Source organism: Rhodococcus sp. WY5 (assembly GCF_018588185.1).
In the GTDB taxonomy this organism is placed as follows: domain Bacteria; phylum Actinomycetota; class Actinomycetes; order Mycobacteriales; family Mycobacteriaceae; genus Rhodococcus_F; species Rhodococcus_F qingshengii.
Map to the genome: position 1 here is coordinate 4,308,814 of NZ_JAAMPR010000001.1, position 16,503 is coordinate 4,325,316.

A 16,503-nucleotide genomic window follows, 5' to 3' on the forward strand; every position below is an offset into this window, starting at 1 on the left:
CGCTCGCACCGGTACAAACTCGTCGACACAGCAGGGGGCTCGAATACATGGTCGTTCTGGCGTTGATCGCGCTCGCCGTCGCCGCCGCGGCACCAGCAGTTGCAGCGGCACTGGGACCGCTCAGTCGTGGTCGACTGGAAGTCCCCGAATGGGCGTCGTCCGTGGTGGCTCTTCCGGCGCTGGGTGTTGCCGCACTGGCATCGACCCGAACGACCCCGGTCACCGGTTTCGCTCTCGGGGCGACGCTTGTCCTGTGCGTACTTGCCGCCGCCACGGCCGGTGCACCGTTGGTACTTGCCACCTTCAAGATCGCTCGTCGCCAACCGGACGGGAGCCCGGCACCGGACGCCGGACCTCTTCGCGGCGGACGTGTGATCGGCATCCTCGAACGGCTCGCGGTGGCGGCGTCGATTCTTGCAACCTGGCCGGAGGGGATCGCGATCGTCTTGGCAGTCAAGGGGCTCGCACGGTACCCGGAACTTCGTGAACCGCACGCGTCCGAGCAGTTCATCATGGGAACCTTCGTCAGTGTCCTCTGGGCGATCGCCGTATGCGGAACGGGACGGGCACTCATCACGTAGGTGATGAGTGCCCGTCCCGATCAACGTTCGCTACGAGAGGCGCCTACCGGCGCTGGCCGCCCTCCGGCGGCTGATCCTGGTAGGGGTACTTCTGCTGGAATTCTTCGCGTTCGGACGGCAGCGGTAGCTGACCGGGCCAAGGATTTTCACTCTGCTGCGGCAGCGCGGGATCTACGAATCCGGGCTGCTCGGGCGCACTTTCACGGAGGTGCCTGACCGCAGCTGCCGGATCTTCGACGGGAGTACGTGCAGCAACTTCAGCAGCACGGACTGCTTCTGCGATAGCCGGATCGGATTTCGTTTCGAACCACTCCGCGACCTCAGCTGAATCGTCCTCAGGGTTGGGAAGATTCTCTTCGGCGGCCGGCGGCTCGTACCGGAAGACACCGTCCTGCCCCTGCGCGCCAAGCGTTTTCGCAAATCCCTTCAGTGCGTCACCGAAGTCGCTGGGCACGAGCCACACCTTGTTCGCATCGCCTTGCGCCATCTGCGGCAACGTCTGAAGATACTGGTATGCAAGCAATTCCGGAGTCGGCTTACCGGACTTGATAGCAGCAAAAACCTTCTCGATGGCCTTGGCCTCGCCTTGGGCCTGCAAGTACTTGGCCGCGCGGTCACCTTGGGCCCGAAGAATCTGGGACTGACGCTCACCCTCGGCGTTGAGGATCGAGGCCTGCTTGTTGCCCTCGGCGGAAAGAATCTGGCTCTGCTTGGCGCCCTCGGCTGTCTTGATAGCGGATTCGCGGTGGCCTTCAGCCGTCAGAATCATCGCGCGCTTCTCGCGGTCCGCCTTCATCTGCTTTTCCATCGACTCCTGGATGGAGGGCGGAGGATCGATGCTCTTGAGTTCGACGCGGGCCACTCGCAGGCCCCAGCGGCCGGTCGCCTCGTCGAGGACACCACGAAGCTGACCATTGATGGAATCACGCGAGGTCAGCGTCTCTTCGAGGGTCATTCCGCCGACGACGTTTCGCAGCGTCGTGGTTGTCAACTGCTCGACGGCAGCGATGTAGTTGCTGATCTCGTACACCGCAGCTTGCGGATTGGTGACCTGGAAGTACACCACCGTGTCGATGGACAGTGTCAGGTTGTCCTGGGTGATCACCGGTTGCGGTGGGAAGGAGACCACCCGCTCACGAAGATCCACCTTGGCGCGCACACGATCGGCGAACGGGATCAAGAACGTGAGCTGCCCGGACACCGTCTTCGAATACCTACCGAGCCGCTCGATCACCGCGGCTTCTGCCTGCGGTACCAGTGCTACCGACTTCGCGACCACCAAGATCACGAATAGCACCAACACACCGAGCACTATGAGTGCTGCCATTAAGGTCCCCTCCAGACGACTGCTGTTGCGCCGTTGATTTCCATCACCGTCACCTTGGTGCCCGGCGGATACACCTCGGTAGTGTCGTACGGCCTGGCAGTCCACACCTCGCCGTCCAACTTGACCTGCCCGGAATGCTCGCCCACTTCTTCCAGAACCAGAGCGTGCTTACCTTCGAGTGCCTGTATTCCGGTCGGGGTCGGCGGCGGACTACCGAAGCGACGCAACATGATCGGTCGCACGCCCAGGACGAGGGCGGCGGAGAACACTCCGAACATGACGGCGTCGACCCACACCGGGAAGTCGGTGACAGCACTGACACCGGCAGTAGCGAGCGCCCCACCGGCGAGCATCAGCAGGAAGAAATCCCCCACCAGCGCTTCGGCCCCGGCGAGCACCAGTGCTCCGATCAGCCAAATAAGTGCAGCCACAACACCATCTAACCAGAATGTGTGACCCAGGCCGCCGCTACGTCAGTTCGGCTCGGTAACGAAATCGACAAGTTGTTCGACTGCACCGATCAAAGGAGCTTCCAGATCGCGGAAGCTCTCGACCGAGTTGTAGACCCGCCGCCAGCCCTCCTGAGGTGTCCCCCAGCCCAGTTCGCGGCAGATTCCCGTCTTCCAATCCTCGCCGCGTGGAATCTTCGGCCAGGAGGCGATTCCGACAGATTTGGGACGAACGGCCTCCCACACGTCGATGTACGGGTGCCCGGTCACCAACACGTTCGGGCCGAGGCCCTGAGTCAGTTGGGTTTCTTTGGAACCGGTGACCAGGTGGTCGACCAGGACCCCGACGCGGCGGCCGGGACCAGGCCCGAATTCGGCAAGCCGCTCCCCCAGATTGTCGAGTCCTTCGAGATGTTCGACGACAACACCTTCGACGCGAAGATCGTGACCCCACACCCGCTCGACGAGGGCAGCATCGTGTACTCCCTCCACCCAGATCCGGCTGGGCAGTGCCGTGCGGGCGCGTAAGCCTTCGACTCGCGTCGAACCCGAAGCCGACCGTGCGGGTCTGGTGGACACGGGCTCGGGGGCCGGGCGTACGAGGGTGACCGGTGAGCCGTCGATGAGGAAGGCCGCCTCGCGCATCGCGAACAACCGCGTCCGGGAACGACCGTCCTCGAGCCGCACGAAATCGCCGTCGTACGTGCGCTCGAAACCGACTACCGCACCGCAGAATCCCGTCGCCGCATCCTCGACGACAAGATCACGCTCGGCCGCCACTTCAGGCGTCACGCGCTTCTGTTTGCGGGTATGACCCGCAAAAATGTCACCGTATCCGTTGCCACCGCTCACGCCGGATCACGCTAGGTCACAACGCCGGGGCCGCGCATGTCGCCACGCCGAACTAAACTTCACGGTCATGAGTTCTCCCAGCGCAACCCTCACCGTGTGGGCAGCGTCATGGCTCGCCGGCGACGCTGCGCCGGACGACGTCATCGACGCCCTTGCCGCGTGGGCACCCATGCACCTGATCGGCGCCGCCGATGCGGAAACCGCGGTCCGCCACGATCTCGAATGGCCGGGAGTCACGGCTTCCGGTGTGCCCACCCTGCTCAGAATCGCGCGCTCGGAGGCTGCCGAGGTCCGCCTGGTCCTTCCTACGGCCGGTGATGTACGTGGTCTGCCCACCGGGACCGAGTTCGCGCGCGCTGCGATCGCAACGGGTGAAGGGTTACAGATCGGCGCCGTCGGCAAGCCGGGAGTCGGACTCGTGCCGTCGAAGGAAGGCCCGGACGTCCTGCGATGGACGGTCTTCTCCATTCCCACTGTGGCGGGCAGCGCCGAATCGATCGGACTCCGCGAAGCCGAATACGAACTGCGCCAAGCTGTTCGGGACGCAGCCGAGGTGCTCGGCGGGCTTCCGACCGTAGCCACCGGAATGCCTGGAAACGACGCTCGTACGCTGGTCGCCGAAGCCCTGCAGGCCCAGGCCGGACACCGCTGGCCGTCGACACTGTCACCTCGGCATTTACAGGTGATCGACACCGCCGACAACGTGGCAGCCATTCTCACCGTGGCTGCGTCGATATCGACCAATCAGGCCCCGAGCGTGTCCACTGCGCAGAGGCGTGACGACCTGCTGCGACGACTGTGGGACGTTGTTCGCACTGCCCGTGTCGCGGCGGCGAACAGCGTGTCGATCAGAGCTTGAGCACGAAGTTCCGGCGTTTCTCGGCAAACCCGTTGCGGTCACCGAACATGTCGATCTTCATCTCTTCGAGCTCACGCTCCTCGTAGGGCTCCACCGGATCACGTTCCAGTCGAAGACGTTTGCGCTCCAGCATCGATTCCAGCCGATCTCCTTCGAGCAAGTCGGTGGCGACCTCGCGCAACCACGCCTCGAACAGATCCGGCCGCCTGGGGCCGATCGCGTCGACAAGTCCGATCTCCAAGGCTCGACGGATGCCGATCGCACTGCACTCGGCCAGCAGACTGCGGGCCTGCTCCTCGCCGACCCGAGCCGGAAGTGTGTACGTGTGCAGTTCCGAGCCGAACAGGCCCATCGTGGCGTAATGAGGATTGAGAACCACACCGTCCCTGGCCACGACTACGTCGGCTCCAAGCGGGAGCATGACCCCGCCGGCACCGGCGTTGCCTGTGAATGCCGCCACCACAACCTGTTCCGTACAGGTGACGATCGCTTTCGCGATCTCGTTGATGGCTTTGATGTTGGCCCACGCTTCTCCGGCTTGATCCGACGCGGCCTCGATGACGTTGAGGTGGATACCGTTGCTGAATCTGTCGTAGTCACCCGTCAGGACAAGAATCTTGGTGTCCTGCGCGATCGCCCAGCGGAGCCTGGAGGTCAGTCGCGCGCATTGCTTCGTACTCATCGCACCGTTGTAGAAGCGGAACGAGAGATATGCGATTTCGCCGTCGCGGTGATAGTCGGTCTCGGGGTAACGACTCTCCCAGACCTGTGGAACGAACACGTCCGGACGTACGACCGCGGTCGACGGAAGTTTGACATTGCCGGCGCCGACGAGCCGCGCATGTCCGATCCAAACGGAGCCCGCACCGGTGGCAACACGTATTGCCTGGTGGAAGTACTCGACGATGGTGCCGGGCGCTGCATCGACGTGGGTATCGAGGTGAGCGTCGTAGACGTAGACCCGGTCGAGCCCCAACTGAACGGCGACGCCGGGAAACCCGTCGGCGGCGTTGACGGCGCGGACGATGCTCGACGCGTCTTCCTCCCAGCTGAAAACGCGATCGGCCTGTTTCATGCTGGGCCTCGATCGGGCCGATGCCACGGGCCGCGCAACTCGGTCCGATGGGATCGCCTGGAAGTCAGGAGTACGGAAATGTTCGACGACCTCCGTAATGCACTCCATCGCCGCGTCGGTGACTTCCTCGTTGTATACCGAGGATTTGGTTGCCCCGTTCCGGAGTTCGAACGTCCGCCAGGCCCACACCGGCCCGGCGTCGAGTTCCTCAGCGGCCTGCAATGCCGTGACACCCCAGATCGGTTCGCCATCCGTTATCGCCCAGTCCAGCGACGACGGCCCGCGATCTCCGGGCGGGCCGGGATGGATGATGATCGTTGTCCACCGCTGCCAAACAGATTCCGGGACATAGGCTTTCAAAAACGGGCAGATGACGAGGTCAAAATCTCCCGAAGAAGTCGCGGCCAGCACTGCGTCCGCGTCGGCGACGACGGCTGTACGGACTTGGTGTCCCGCCTCGCGAAGAACAAGACCGGCCCGCTGCGAGAGACCGTTGTCGGAGGTGACGAGAAGAAGCACGCTCAACGGTGGCGCGAAGGTCGTACGTGGGCGTGAGCGCCGGAACAGCGCCGCCGTCGCCGCTCGCAGACGGCCCCTGCCCGATACACCTTCACGTAGCTTAGCCGTTGCTACATCGCTGGAAATAGCCACAGAAGTCGTGAGCGCGGCCGATTTGGGCATCGGTCGTACTTCGGGGGTCGAAACCATGAATTCCTGCTCGCATGCTCGGGTATCTGCAGCGCAGACCAGACTCCCCCCAGAGCAGGACCGACGCACCGATAGATTGATTGAGATATTTAGGGACTTTATACCTACCGTCGGTTTGTTTCAATAGCTATTTTCAAGCAAACCGTTTGATCGATCAACCCACAGTCTTGTGATTGATCGCGATATGGCGGTCGATGCGAATATGTTCATCCAGCGTCGGGTAGCGCAAACCGGTGTCCTGGCTGTACCCCTGACGGCGCAACCAATCCAGGACGTCGCCCCAGAACCAGATCCCCCCGGCAACCGAGTTGTACGGAATCGGGAAAGGCGTAGCAGCCTGCCGGACCCCTCGCACCCACTGCCCGACAGCTTGCCGCGTCACCCCCGCGCGGTCGGCAATGTCCTGACGTGACACCAGATCGGGATGTGTCCGCTGGGGACGCACGCCTGCAGCCACCAACTGGTCCACCACTGTGATAGCCGTTGTCGCCGCTCGCATACCTTCCGAGGTGAGCGTCAGCAGCTGCAGCCCGCGTCGGTCCTCGACCCTTCCGCCCAAGCTCTCTTCGATCGCCTGCTCTTGCGAGACTGTCAGCATCTGAACGATGAATGTGAATTCGTAACGGTGATAGAGGTCTTCGGCCACGCAATGAACATAGCCGTAAGCTGCACTGTTTCCACATGGACACACCCGGGTCCCGCCCCCGCACGCACAATGGGCAGATGATCGACGTGGACGACAGCCAGTTCGAGGACATGGTCAAGCGGGCGCTCGACAGCCTGCCACCGAAATTGGGTGCGGAGATGGCCAATGTCGCAGTGACCGTTCAACTCGAAGGTGGACGACCGGGGCTACTCGGGCTGTATCAGGGCATCCCACTGACCAAGAGAACCACCACGTACGCCGGCGTCCTTCCCGATCGCATCACGATCTACCGCAGGGCCATCTGTGCGATCTGCAGCACCGAAGACGAGGTGATCGAGCAAGTTCGCCGAACCGTGATCCACGAAATCGGCCACCACTTCGGGATCGGAGATCCCCGGTTGCGTGAACTCGGATGGTGACAACCGACTCATCTACAAGTCGGAAATCAGCTAGAGGTTGATAATCGGCGAATTGTCATGTCAGCTGTACCAAGCCCGCAACAATTGAACACTTACAGGAGTTCGCATGGTCAATTTGATCCAGATCGCCCCGAAGAATGCCCCGACGTTCGCGATGAGCCGACAGAAGGCCGCAGAACTGCTGGGCATCTCGGTCGACAGCGTCGCGTTTCTCCTCAAGTCTCGCTATCTCCCGGATCTGGACGCCGGTCGGTTGATCAAGATGGCCAACCAGCCTTGGTTGTACTCGGACGGCGACTTTCCCGTCCTTCAGCAGGGCGCATCCGAACTTGCCCCCAAGAAGATGCTGCCCGCACGTAAGTACATCGGCGAGAGCGCAATTCACTCCGATGCCGAATGCGTGGAGGCCAACCAGGGGCAGTGGGCGGGATTCAACGTCGACCATGTGCTCGGCGCCCGCTTCCTGCCTGTGACGCTGCGCAAGTTTCCGGTGTCGGTGCTGCAGATCCACGACGTCAACGACGACGACGAAGAACGCGTCTCGTTTGTCGCGACCCTCGCCGGGCGAGTCCGCGAACTGGGCGCGCCCGAACTCAACTACATCGACCCGTCACTGAGCCCCGAGGATCGACAGATCGTCGAGACGCTCCTCACCTCGCGCAGCACGTCCACCGTTCCCGGGCCCTGCGGAAAGCTCAAGCATCCGAACACCTGAGCGCCGGACCGTCAGCGGGGGCGCTGAACGGCCGCGCAGCAATTGACCGCACACGAGAGACCGTTGGTGGTCGAGCCGAGCAGCGGCTCGACCCCCAGTCGCAGTGGCTGCTCGGCCTCGGCCAGTTCCCGAACGAGCGTGGGCACCAGCTGCGCGAAACGCTGATCGCGGCCGGGCGTTGCTGCCCGAACGAAATCCATCCCGAGTTCGGCTGCCTTGTCCTTGGCCTCGGTGTCCAGGTCCCACACCACTTCGAGGTGATCGGAGACGAAACCGACGGGGCACACGATCACGGCGCGAACATCCTTGGCGGACAACGTATCCAGGTGATCACAGATGTCGGGGTCCAGCCACGGAACCTGCGGCGGGCCTGATCGCGACTGCCACACCAGATCGAAATCCTCGGCGCCGACGGCCTCGGCAACCAACTTCGCGGCCTCGGCGACCTGTCGACTGTAGAGGTTTCCGCCCTCTGCCGGCGGCCCTGCATTGCGGTCTGCGGCACTCGGTACCGAATGCGCGGTGAACACCAGGCGCGCAGTATCGCGAGTCGCTTCGGGCAACTCTGCGCGGGCCGCGCGCACACCGTCGGCGAACGCGCCGACGACCAGCGGATGGTCGTAGTACTGGCGAAGTTTTGTCAGCGTCGGTGCGCCGTCACCGACCGCCTCACGGGCACGGGCGATGTCCTCGTGGTACTGCCGACATCCGGAGTAACCACCCCACGCCGACGTGGCGAACACGGCGGCGTTGCGGACACCGTCCTCGCGCATCTTGGCAACGGTGTCTTCGACCATCGGGTGCCAGTTGCGGTTGCCGAAGTACACGGGCAAATCCACGCCGGCTGCTGCCAGCTCACCTTCGACCCGTTCGATCAGGTCTCGGTTGAGCGCGTTGATGGGCGAAACTCCACCGAAATGCATGTAGTGCTCGACAACGGCGTCGAGCCGCTCCGGTGGCACTCCCCTACCGCGCGTGACGTTTTCGAGGAACGGCCGTACGTCTTCGGGTTTTTCGGGACCGCCGAACGACAAAACGAGAAGAGCATCGAACTGCATGTCCATACTTACGGTCATGAGTTCAATCTTGCGCGATGCCGTTCGGCGGGAGTCACCCGGGTACTCACCTGCGTAGTAGAAGGGGTGCTACTAGCCGACCATCGCGTGGAAGCCGCCGTCGACGTAGATGATCGACGCGGTCGTGCCGGGCAACCAATCCGAGAGAACGGTGCAGACCGTTTTGGCGACCGGCTCGCGATCGTCGACGTCCCAGCCGATGGGCGCAGCACCGTCCCATGCGGTGTTCAGCTTGTCCAACTCCGCGCCCGGACCGGTGCTGTCGCCGGCAATGGCCTTGGCGGCCAGGGTCTTGATCGGGCCGGAGGACACCAGGTTCGAGCGGATGCCGCGGACGCCGACCTCTTTGGCCACGTACCGATTGACGGCCTCGAGGGTTGCCTTGGAGACACCCATCCAGTTGTAGAAGGGCATTGCGCGTGCCGGATCGAAGTCCATTCCGACGATGGACGCGTTGTCGTTGAGCACCGGCAGCAAGGCCTTGGCCAGTGCGCTGTACGAGTAGGCGGACACCTCGAGTGCGACCGCCACGTCTTCCCACGGCGCGTCCATGAACGGGCTTCCCAGGCAGGAGCGGGGAGCGAAGCCGATCGAGTGGACGACGCCGTCGATACCCTCGGGAGCCAGCTCGCGCACACGCTCGGCGAGAGAGGCGAGATCCTCCGAGCTCTGGACGTTGAGCGAGATTGCCGACGGCACGGGCTGCGGCAGGCGCTGGGCGATGCGGTCGATGAGGCGCAGACGATCGAATCCGGTGATCAGTACCTTCGCGCCCTGCTCCTGCGCGACCTTGGCCACGTGGAACGCGATCGACGAATCGGTGATGATGCCGGTGACAAGAATGGTCTTACCCTCGAGCAAGCCGCCCATGAGATGTCCTCCTGATTTCAGACGTACGAGAAAGGTGTGTGTACGAAAAGCGGGTCAGTGCCCCATGCCGAGTCCACCGTCGACGGGGATGACCGCACCCGAGACGTAGGCCGAATCGTCGGAGGCGAGGAAACTGACAACTGCTGCAACATCTTCCGGCTTTCCGGTCCGCTGCAACGGGATGAACTCGGTGGCCTTGTCCTTGACGTCGTCGCCCAGTGCTGCCGTCATGTCGGTCTCGATGAACCCGGGAGCGACGACGTTGGCGGTGATCGAACGTGAGCCGAGTTCCCTTGTCAGGGAACGAGCGATACCGACGATGCCTGCTTTGGACGCGGCGTAGTTGACCTGGCCGGCTTGTCCTGCCAGACCCACCACAGAGCCGAGGAAGATGAACCGTCCGAAACGCGCGCGCAGCATCGACCGGGTCGCACGCTTCGAGAGGCGGAACGTACCGGTGAGGTTCGCGTCGACGACGCTCGTGAACTGCTCTTCGCTCATTCGCATGATCAGTGTGTCGTCGGTGACGCCGGCATTGGCGACGATGACCTCGACCGGCCCCTGGTGCGCTTCGACCTCTTTGAACGCACGGTCGATCGACTGGGTGTCGGTGACGTCGCACACGACGCCGAACAACCCTTCGGGGACACCGGAACCGCGGTGCGTGACGGCTACCTTGTGGCCGTCTGCGGCGAGCCGCTGAGCGACGGCCAAGCCGATTCCGCGGTTACCGCCGGTGACGAGCACCGAGCGAGGTGTGGTGACGGTCCGTTCGGAAACCACTGTCGTGGGAGGGGTAGACATGGCGATCAACCTATCAATTCTCTGCGGGCCGCGTACCAGCGGTATTTGGACAATTCGGAACTGCTCTCGATCAGGGCAGACGCTGCCTGCGTACCAGGGCAATCGTCAGACCAGCGGTCGCGAACACGACGCCGAGGACCAACCACGGTCGACTCGCGTCTCCTCGTGTCGTCTCGAAACCGATCTGCTCTTCGAGCGTGTCGTACACCTGGCGCAGTTCTTCGAGGCTCGATGCCGTGAAGAAACTTCCGCCGGAAAGGTTGGCGATCTCCTTCAATGACGCGTCGTCGACCGGGACGGGGATTCGGTCTCCTTCGATCTCGACTCGCCCGTATGTCGTTCCGAAGGAAATGGTCGAGATCGGAACGCCCTTGTCCTTGGCCTGACGGGCAGCGGTGAATCCGCCCCGCGGATCGTCCGAGTTCTCGGGAACGGTCTGCTTACCGTCGGACAGCAACACGATGCGCGCCGGTGGCGCCTGGTCGCTGCCGCCGAGAACAGCCGACAGCGTGTCGATCGACTGCAACGAGGTGAAGATCGCTTCGCCCGTCGCCGTTCGCTCACTGAGCTTGAGGTTGTCGATGGCGACCTTCGTCGCGTCACGATTCGTGGTGGGCGACACCAGAACCGAAGCCGTTCCGGCAAATGCGACCAACCCGAGGTTGATGCCGGGAGTCAGACCGTCGGCGAACGACTTGGCAGCTTCCTGCGCTGCTGCCAATCGCGTCGGCTCGACGTCGGTGGCCTGCATCGACAGCGACACGTCGATCACGAGGATCACCGTGGCACGGTTTCGCGGGACCTTCTTGTCTGCCGTCGGACCGGCAAGGGCGACGGTGAAGAACACCAATGCGATGACCATCAGAATCGCCGGAATATGACGCCACCGCCCGGGCCGCGAAGGCGCGACCTTCTCCAGTAGCGCAAAGTTCGTGAACCGAAGTGTGTGCTTGGCCCGCTGCTTCTGCACGAGTACGTAACCGACCACCAACGCGGCGATGACAGCGAGGAACAGCAGCCACCACGGTGCGGTGAATTGAGAAAGACTCACGAACGAACGCCCCCAGTTCCGGCGCCGGCACCATAACTGTGTCGGCGTGCCGAGATGAATCTCACGACGTCGGCAATCCAGTCCCGATCGGTGTGCAGGGACATGAGCGGTGCGCCGCAACGACGTAGAGCTTGCCTGACCTCGACGCGGTGCTCGGCGGCGACTCTGGCGAAGTCGGCGCGCAATTGCGGCGTCGTGGTGAATTCTCTGGTCCGGCCGGACTCGGGATCGTGGAGCACCACGTCGCCCACGTCGGGCAGTTCGAGGTCTCGCGGATCGACCACTTCGACACCGAGCACGTCGTGCCGTCCTGAAATGGCGCGCAGCGAGCGTTCCCAGTCGATCGGTCCGAGGAAGTCACTGATGACCACCGCGAGTCCGCGCCGACGCTGTGGGCGTCTGAGCGCTTCGATCGCGCCGACCAGATCACCGCGTACCCCGTCCGGCGCGTGCGGAGTCGTCGCGATCTTGCGGAGCATCGCCTGTGCGTGAATTCGCCCACCGCGGGCCGGAATTCGAGTTGTCTGTGCGCCGGTCGAGATGATGGCGCCGACGCGGTTACCGCCCGAACTGGTCAGGTGAGTGATGGCCGCGGCTGCGGCGACGACCAGGTCGCGCTTCTCGCATCCGGCGGTCCCGAAGTCGAGACTTGCGGACAAGTCGATGACGAGCCACGTCTCGAGCTCACGATCTGCGACCGACTGACGCACGTGTGGGTGCGTCGTCCGTGCGGTGACGGACCAGTCCATCTGCCGCACGTCGTCGCCCGGCTGATACTCGCGGGCATCTCCCGGCTCCGAACCCGGACCGGGAATCAGGCCGAGATGATCGCCGTGCAGCACACCGTCGAGGCGACGGCGAACCGTCAGCTCGAGGGTGCGCAGCGCAGCGGTGAGTTTGGGGTCGCTGAGCTCGCCGGATCGGAACGACGGCGGAGAACCGGTGGATCCGGCGGGTGTCGCCTGGCCACCGTCGCGGCCTTCGGTCACTGCGGGCGACTCATCGTCTCAGCGGTCGCGATCGGCGCGCCGTTGCCCTGCGGATTAGCTGTGCCCTGCGGATTAGCTGTGCCCGGTGCGTTGAACTGCGGTGCTTGCGGTGCGCCCTGCTGGGGCGGTCCGGGAACGGTAGGAACCGGCCGCGCGGCGATCTGCGGCAGTCCGACGGTCTGCAGCACCCGGGCGATGACGGCGTCGGGAGTCACCTCGTCGGCCATGGCGTCGTAGGAAAGAACGAGGCGGTGACGCAACACGTCCGGGATCACCTCGATGACGTCCTGCGGCACTACGTAGTCGCGCCCGCGGACGAGAGCGAGAGCTCGCGACGCGGCGATGATGCCGAGCGTCGCGCGGGGTGAGGCGCCGTACGCGATCCAGCCGGCGACGTCCTCGAGTCCGACCTCACGCGGCGTACGCGTGGCGGCGATGACCCGGACAACGTAATCGACGAGCGCGTGGTGAACGAAGACGTTGCTGGCGACGCGTTGGAGCCTGACCAACTCCTCCGGACCGAGGATCTGGTGCGGCTCCGGCGCTGCCACGCCCATCCGGTAGACGATTTCGCGTTCTTCCTCCACTGTCGGGTAATCGACGAGGATCTTGAACAGGAAGCGGTCGCGCTGCGCCTCGGGGAGCGGATAGACACCCTCGTTCTCGATGGGGTTCTGCGTCGCCATCACCAGGAACGGATCGGGCATGTGGTACCGCTTGCCACCGATCGAGACGTGGCGTTCTGCCATCACCTCGAGGAGCGCGGACTGCACCTTGGCCGGGGCACGGTTGATCTCGTCGGCCAACACGAAGTTGGCGACGACGGGGCCGAGTTCGGTGTCGAACTCCTCGCGGCCCTGACGGTAGATGCGCGTGCCGATCAGGTCGGTGGGCACCAAGTCCGGGGTGAACTGGACGCGGGAGAACGAACCGCCGACGACCTTCGCGAAAGTCTCGACGGCCAGCGTCTTGGCGACACCGGGTACGCCTTCGAGGAGGACGTGCCCCTTGGCGAGAAGTCCGACGAGAATGCGCTCGACAAGCCGGTCCTGCCCGACGATGACTCGCTTGACCTCGTAAATCGCTCGTTCCAAGGTCTGAACGTCGGCTGCCAGGGAAGGTGCTGCTCCGTCCGCACTTCCACTCGCCTTGCTTACGTCGACCGTTCCGACCGAATCTTCACGTGAGGTCACCAAGAATCCATCGCTTTCACCTAGAAAAGTACCGACAGTAACGTGTTCCCCGTCAACTATTCCAGGTAGTTGCGCTCGATGCCGTAACACCACGTCGGGAACTTGATACTTCCCTGACAATGCGGGTGTCAGCGGCATTTCCTCTGACGGTCAGGACACCAGTCGGACGGCGTACGGCGTCATTCCACCCCACCGAACCGGTGAGACCATGACACTCGAACCGGATTGTGGTGCCTCGAGCATCTGACCGTTACCGAGGTAGAGCGCCACGTGTTGGCTGGCGTTGGGGCCGTAGAAGATCATGTCGCCGCGCTTCATCTCCGAAGACGGAACCTGAGTGCCTGCGGTGTACTGATAGCCGGTGTAGTGCGGCAGCGAGATCCCGATGCCGGCAAAGGCATAAATCATCAAGCCGGAGCAGTCGAACCCGACCTTGTTGAAGTCGCCGTAACTGTCAGCGACGCCGCCGTCACGGATGCCTCGCGTCGGACCGTTCTCGTCGCCGCCGCCCCAGGCATACTGCACGCCTAGCTGAGACATTCCGCGGTCGATGACGGATTCGATTGCAGCGCTTCCGGTAACGGAAGGCTTCGGAGTGGTGGGTTTCGGCGTCGTCGGCTTCGGGGTGGTGGGCTTGGGCGTCGTGACCGTTTCCTCGTCGGTGCCGGTCTCTTCGTCCGTGCCTGTTTCCTCGTCGGTCCCTGTTTCTTCGTCAGTCCAGGTGTCGTCGTCGTCCGGGATGACGGTCGGAGTCGGGTCTTCGACCGCGGTGTGCGGACGCTGGGCCGCTGCCAGTGCGGCAGCTCGATCCTTGGCTGCCTGGTCGGCTGCGGCACGGGCGGCGGCCTGAGCGGCCGCTTCCTTGGCAGCGGCTTCGAGAGCCTTCTGATGCGCTTCCTCGGCACGGCGCTGTTCGTCCCAGGTCGCGTATGCCTGGCGTTGACCCTGCAAGCCGGCGACGGCGTTGCGGGCGGCGTCGAGCTGAGCCTGGGCAGAGTTGCGCTCGGCTTCGATCGCGGCCTTCTTGGCTACCTGCTGATCGAGAGCGTTGCGCGCGATCTGAATCGCCTGCTCCGCCAGATCCTTCAGCTGCGCGGCGACCTCGGCGGCGGCATCGGCCTGCTGCTTGGCCTGGCGGGTCGCGGAATCCTTGTTCGCCTGCTCGGTACGTGCTCGCTGGAGACCGTCGAGCACTGCACTCTGCGTATTGGCGAGAAGCTTGAGGACCTGGGCGCGGTCGAGAACGTCGCCAGGACCCTTGGCGTCGAGGAACGACGAGATCGACGCAGTATTGGTGCCCTTGACGTAGCTCGAGCGTGCGTACTTGTCGAAGTCCGTCTGAGCGACCTCGATCTGCGCCGACGCGTCCTTCAGAGCTTGTTTCGTGACTCCGACGGCCTGCGCTGCGGAGTCTGCGGCGCCGCGAGCGTTCTGCAGATCCACGAGAGTCTTGTTGACGTCTTCACGCTTGATCGCAACTTCGTTGTCGAGTGCCGACAACTGTTCGTTTGCCGATGCGACTTGATTGATGAGCGCGCTGACGGTGCCGACGCTCGACGAGACCTGCGAATCTGCCGCGGCGATATCCGAGTCACTCGGATTCGGCGGCGGTGGCGGTACGGCCGAGGACATGGCCGGCGTCCCGACGATCAGGGATCCGACGACGCCGAATCCGATGACCAGTTGCGCCAGGCGCATCGATTTACGGGAAGGACCACGACGGGACTCGCCGCCACGTGTTACTTGCCTCACAAATAACTCTCCCTCGCGTGTAACGCCACGGCCCGCTGGGTCGCCGATCCGTGCGGGGAGGGAATGCGCAGACCAAGCACCGGTCGCCCACAGCCCGAGAGCTGCTCGTCGACCTGGACGTGCCGTACGAACGCCACCGTCGACACCTCGAGAACGAGGCAACCGACAAGTACGCGTCGAACAACATCAGCCTGTCTGCGACACTTCTTCCCCAAAAAGTGCCAGTTGTACCGTACGACACTCAAGCGCTCTTTGGAAACTTTAGCCACAAATAACACAAACGGTATTTGAGCTGGTCGAATGGCATGCAGGCACCAAAAAGGGCAGGTACTCACCGCAAACAGCGGTGAGTACCTGTTTTCGACGAGTTACTGAAAATCTCGCAAGAGGACCAAGGTCAGACGGAATCGGCCCGGTGGTCGGATGGTGCTGGTGTTTCCGAAGGCGAAGCGATATGTCTGGTTTGCGCGTTTTCTGGCTCTCGCCGCCACTTGACGGCAAAGGTAATTCCGGCAATAACCGCCACCACTGCGATGACAAGGACCGTGTAAAGCGTCCACGGCGGACCTGGCGCCACGATCTCGTGCGAGAAGCGGTCCGCGGTCACGCTTGCGCTTTCGCCGAAAGATCGGTCCTGTGCAGTTTCGAGCTGCACTCGACTGATCGAATCGCTGTAGCTACCCATCCAGTCAGGGCTCAGAACGAGAACCGTTCCGCCTTCTGTTTTGCCGACCGTCGTGGCCAGGTCTCGAAGATCGGACGGCCGGCCCGGATTTGCGTCGACTACTACGACGCTCAAGTCGACACCACGTTCACGAGCGTCGGTCACCACCGCGGTCAGCCCCGCAACATCATCCGCGGGGGCGGAGACGCCGTCCGTCGAAATGTCCGCGAGCACGTCGTCGAGATCGACGTCCGACGGAACAGCGACGTGCAACGGGGACTTCACGTGCACAGGCGCAAAAGCGTGATTTGTAGGAGCAGACATCTCTCATCCGGGTGCTGTTCGGATTCCGTCCACCGCTGAGATGCGGGGAGTTCTTCCGAGGTCGTTTTTCGGCGGCCGACCCGCGACGGGCCTGCATGCACCCTACTTCAGGTCGACTGCCACCAGGCGTCACACACAACCGCCGCGCG

At 63.4% G+C, this 16,503-nt stretch carries 17 protein-coding genes; 4 read left to right on the top strand and 13 right to left on the bottom strand.

The genetic code is table 11. From position 1 onward, the window contains the following. Positions 1–47 precede the first annotated feature (47 nt). Positions 48–581, top strand: a complete 534-nt coding sequence (locus G4D79_RS19850; protein WP_003944797.1) for a hypothetical protein — start codon at positions 48–50, stop codon at positions 579–581. A gap of 43 nt (positions 582–624) precedes the next feature. On the opposite strand, the gene G4D79_RS19855 is transcribed toward G4D79_RS19850, so the two are convergent. Genes G4D79_RS19855 through G4D79_RS19865 form a run of 3 tightly spaced genes read right to left on the bottom strand, consistent with a single transcriptional unit; the run spans position 625 to position 3,209 of the window. Continuing rightward, positions 625–1,908, bottom strand: a complete 1,284-nt coding sequence (locus tag G4D79_RS19855; protein ID WP_003944935.1) for an SPFH domain-containing protein — start codon at positions 1,906–1,908, stop codon at positions 625–627. Beyond that, positions 1,908–2,339: an NfeD family protein gene (locus G4D79_RS19860; protein WP_003944877.1), complete on the bottom strand. Its 432-nt coding sequence runs from the start codon at positions 2,337–2,339 to the stop codon at positions 1,908–1,910. Before G4D79_RS19860 ends, G4D79_RS19855 begins: the two co-directional genes overlap by 1 nt. 42 nt (positions 2,340–2,381) lie before the next feature. Continuing rightward, complete coding sequence (locus tag G4D79_RS19865) at positions 2,382–3,209, bottom strand: DUF3097 domain-containing protein (protein ID WP_214514294.1); 828 nt, start codon at positions 3,207–3,209, stop codon at positions 2,382–2,384. Between the two features lie 67 nt (positions 3,210–3,276). Between G4D79_RS19865 and G4D79_RS19870 the strand changes: the two genes are divergently transcribed. Beyond that, the gene (locus G4D79_RS19870) at positions 3,277–4,068 is read left to right on the top strand and encodes a hypothetical protein (RefSeq protein ID WP_064688208.1); all 792 of its coding nucleotides are present in this window, start codon (positions 3,277–3,279) and stop codon (positions 4,066–4,068) included. Here G4D79_RS19870 and G4D79_RS19875 read toward each other — a convergent pair. Both G4D79_RS19875 and G4D79_RS19880 read right to left on the bottom strand, forming a co-directional pair. After that, complete coding sequence (locus G4D79_RS19875) at positions 4,058–5,851, bottom strand: enoyl-CoA hydratase-related protein (protein WP_214514295.1); 1,794 nt, start codon at positions 5,849–5,851, stop codon at positions 4,058–4,060. The two genes, G4D79_RS19870 and G4D79_RS19875, sit on opposite strands and share 11 nt — an antisense overlap. Positions 5,852–6,005: 154 nt before the next feature. After that, positions 6,006–6,497 (bottom strand): hypothetical protein, encoded by a 492-nt coding sequence (locus G4D79_RS19880; RefSeq protein WP_003944993.1) that lies wholly within the window; start codon positions 6,495–6,497, stop codon positions 6,006–6,008. 77 nt (positions 6,498–6,574) lie between these two features. Between G4D79_RS19880 and G4D79_RS19885 the strand changes: the two genes are divergently transcribed. Both G4D79_RS19885 and G4D79_RS19890 read left to right on the top strand, forming a co-directional pair. Next, a complete protein-coding gene (locus tag G4D79_RS19885) occupies positions 6,575–6,916 on the top strand; it encodes a metallopeptidase family protein (RefSeq protein WP_003944783.1) in 342 nt (113 codons plus the stop codon). A gap of 106 nt (positions 6,917–7,022) precedes the next feature. After that, positions 7,023–7,631 (top strand): transcriptional regulator, encoded by a 609-nt coding sequence (locus G4D79_RS19890; RefSeq protein ID WP_007727873.1) that lies wholly within the window; start codon positions 7,023–7,025, stop codon positions 7,629–7,631. A gap of 11 nt (positions 7,632–7,642) precedes the next feature. Here G4D79_RS19890 and G4D79_RS19895 read toward each other — a convergent pair whose 3' ends face one another. The 8 genes from G4D79_RS19895 to G4D79_RS19930 all read right to left on the bottom strand — a co-directional run bounded on the left by G4D79_RS19895 (position 7,643) and on the right by G4D79_RS19930 (position 16,354). Further along, positions 7,643–8,695, bottom strand: coding sequence for a ferrochelatase (locus G4D79_RS19895; RefSeq protein WP_047270404.1), 1,053 nt, complete (start codon positions 8,693–8,695; stop codon positions 7,643–7,645). A gap of 84 nt (positions 8,696–8,779) precedes the next feature. Continuing rightward, positions 8,780–9,577, bottom strand: a complete 798-nt coding sequence (inhA, locus tag G4D79_RS19900; RefSeq protein WP_214514296.1) for an NADH-dependent enoyl-ACP reductase InhA — start codon at positions 9,575–9,577, stop codon at positions 8,780–8,782. Positions 9,578–9,631: 54 nt separating this feature from the next. Then, positions 9,632–10,381 (bottom strand): 3-oxoacyl-ACP reductase FabG1, encoded by a 750-nt coding sequence (gene fabG1 / locus G4D79_RS19905; RefSeq protein ID WP_081557866.1) that lies wholly within the window; start codon positions 10,379–10,381, stop codon positions 9,632–9,634. Between the two features lie 70 nt (positions 10,382–10,451). Further along, positions 10,452–11,432 carry a VWA domain-containing protein gene (locus tag G4D79_RS19910; RefSeq protein ID WP_003944878.1) on the bottom strand — a complete coding sequence of 327 codons (981 nt, stop codon included), beginning with the start codon at positions 11,430–11,432 and terminating at the stop codon, positions 10,452–10,454. After that, a complete protein-coding gene (locus G4D79_RS19915; RefSeq protein ID WP_003944991.1) occupies positions 11,429–12,421 on the bottom strand; it encodes a DUF58 domain-containing protein in 993 nt (330 codons plus the stop codon). Before G4D79_RS19915 ends, G4D79_RS19910 begins: the two co-directional genes overlap by 4 nt. Further along, complete coding sequence (locus tag G4D79_RS19920) at positions 12,418–13,614, bottom strand: MoxR family ATPase (protein WP_003944917.1); 1,197 nt, start codon at positions 13,612–13,614, stop codon at positions 12,418–12,420. Before G4D79_RS19920 ends, G4D79_RS19915 begins: the two co-directional genes overlap by 4 nt. Positions 13,615–13,764: 150 nt before the next feature. Next, on the bottom strand, positions 13,765–15,312 hold the full coding sequence (locus G4D79_RS19925) for an NlpC/P60 family protein (RefSeq protein ID WP_003944866.1): 1,548 nt from the start codon (positions 15,310–15,312) through the stop codon (positions 13,765–13,767). Between the two features lie 451 nt (positions 15,313–15,763). Next, positions 15,764–16,354, bottom strand: a complete 591-nt coding sequence (locus G4D79_RS19930) for a DUF6676 family protein (protein WP_070162284.1) — start codon at positions 16,352–16,354, stop codon at positions 15,764–15,766. Positions 16,355–16,503: the final 149 nt, after the last annotated feature.

What these genes read in the sequence shown, in the direction of transcription:
- G4D79_RS19850 (WP_003944797.1), top strand. Translation starts at nt 48, where the DNA reads ATGGTCGTTCTGGCGTTGATCGCGCTCGCCGTCGCCGCCGCGGCACCA.
- G4D79_RS19855 (WP_003944935.1), bottom strand. Translation starts at nt 1,908, where the DNA reads ATGGCAGCACTCATAGTGCTCGGTGTGTTGGTGCTATTCGTGATCTTG.
- G4D79_RS19870 (WP_064688208.1), top strand. Translation starts at nt 3,277, where the DNA reads ATGAGTTCTCCCAGCGCAACCCTCACCGTGTGGGCAGCGTCATGGCTC.
- G4D79_RS19875 (WP_214514295.1), bottom strand. Translation starts at nt 5,851, where the DNA reads ATGGTTTCGACCCCCGAAGTACGACCGATGCCCAAATCGGCCGCGCTC.
- G4D79_RS19885 (WP_003944783.1), top strand. Translation starts at nt 6,575, where the DNA reads ATGATCGACGTGGACGACAGCCAGTTCGAGGACATGGTCAAGCGGGCG.
- G4D79_RS19890 (WP_007727873.1), top strand. Translation starts at nt 7,023, where the DNA reads ATGGTCAATTTGATCCAGATCGCCCCGAAGAATGCCCCGACGTTCGCG.
- G4D79_RS19895 (WP_047270404.1), bottom strand. Translation starts at nt 8,695, where the DNA reads ATGGACATGCAGTTCGATGCTCTTCTCGTTTTGTCGTTCGGCGGTCCC.
- inhA (WP_214514296.1), bottom strand. Translation starts at nt 9,577, where the DNA reads ATGGGCGGCTTGCTCGAGGGTAAGACCATTCTTGTCACCGGCATCATC.
- fabG1 (WP_081557866.1), bottom strand. Translation starts at nt 10,381, where the DNA reads ATGTCTACCCCTCCCACGACAGTGGTTTCCGAACGGACCGTCACCACA.
- G4D79_RS19925 (WP_003944866.1), bottom strand. Translation starts at nt 15,312, where the DNA reads ATGCGCCTGGCGCAACTGGTCATCGGATTCGGCGTCGTCGGATCCCTG.
- G4D79_RS19930 (WP_070162284.1), bottom strand. Translation starts at nt 16,354, where the DNA reads ATGTCTGCTCCTACAAATCACGCTTTTGCGCCTGTGCACGTGAAGTCC.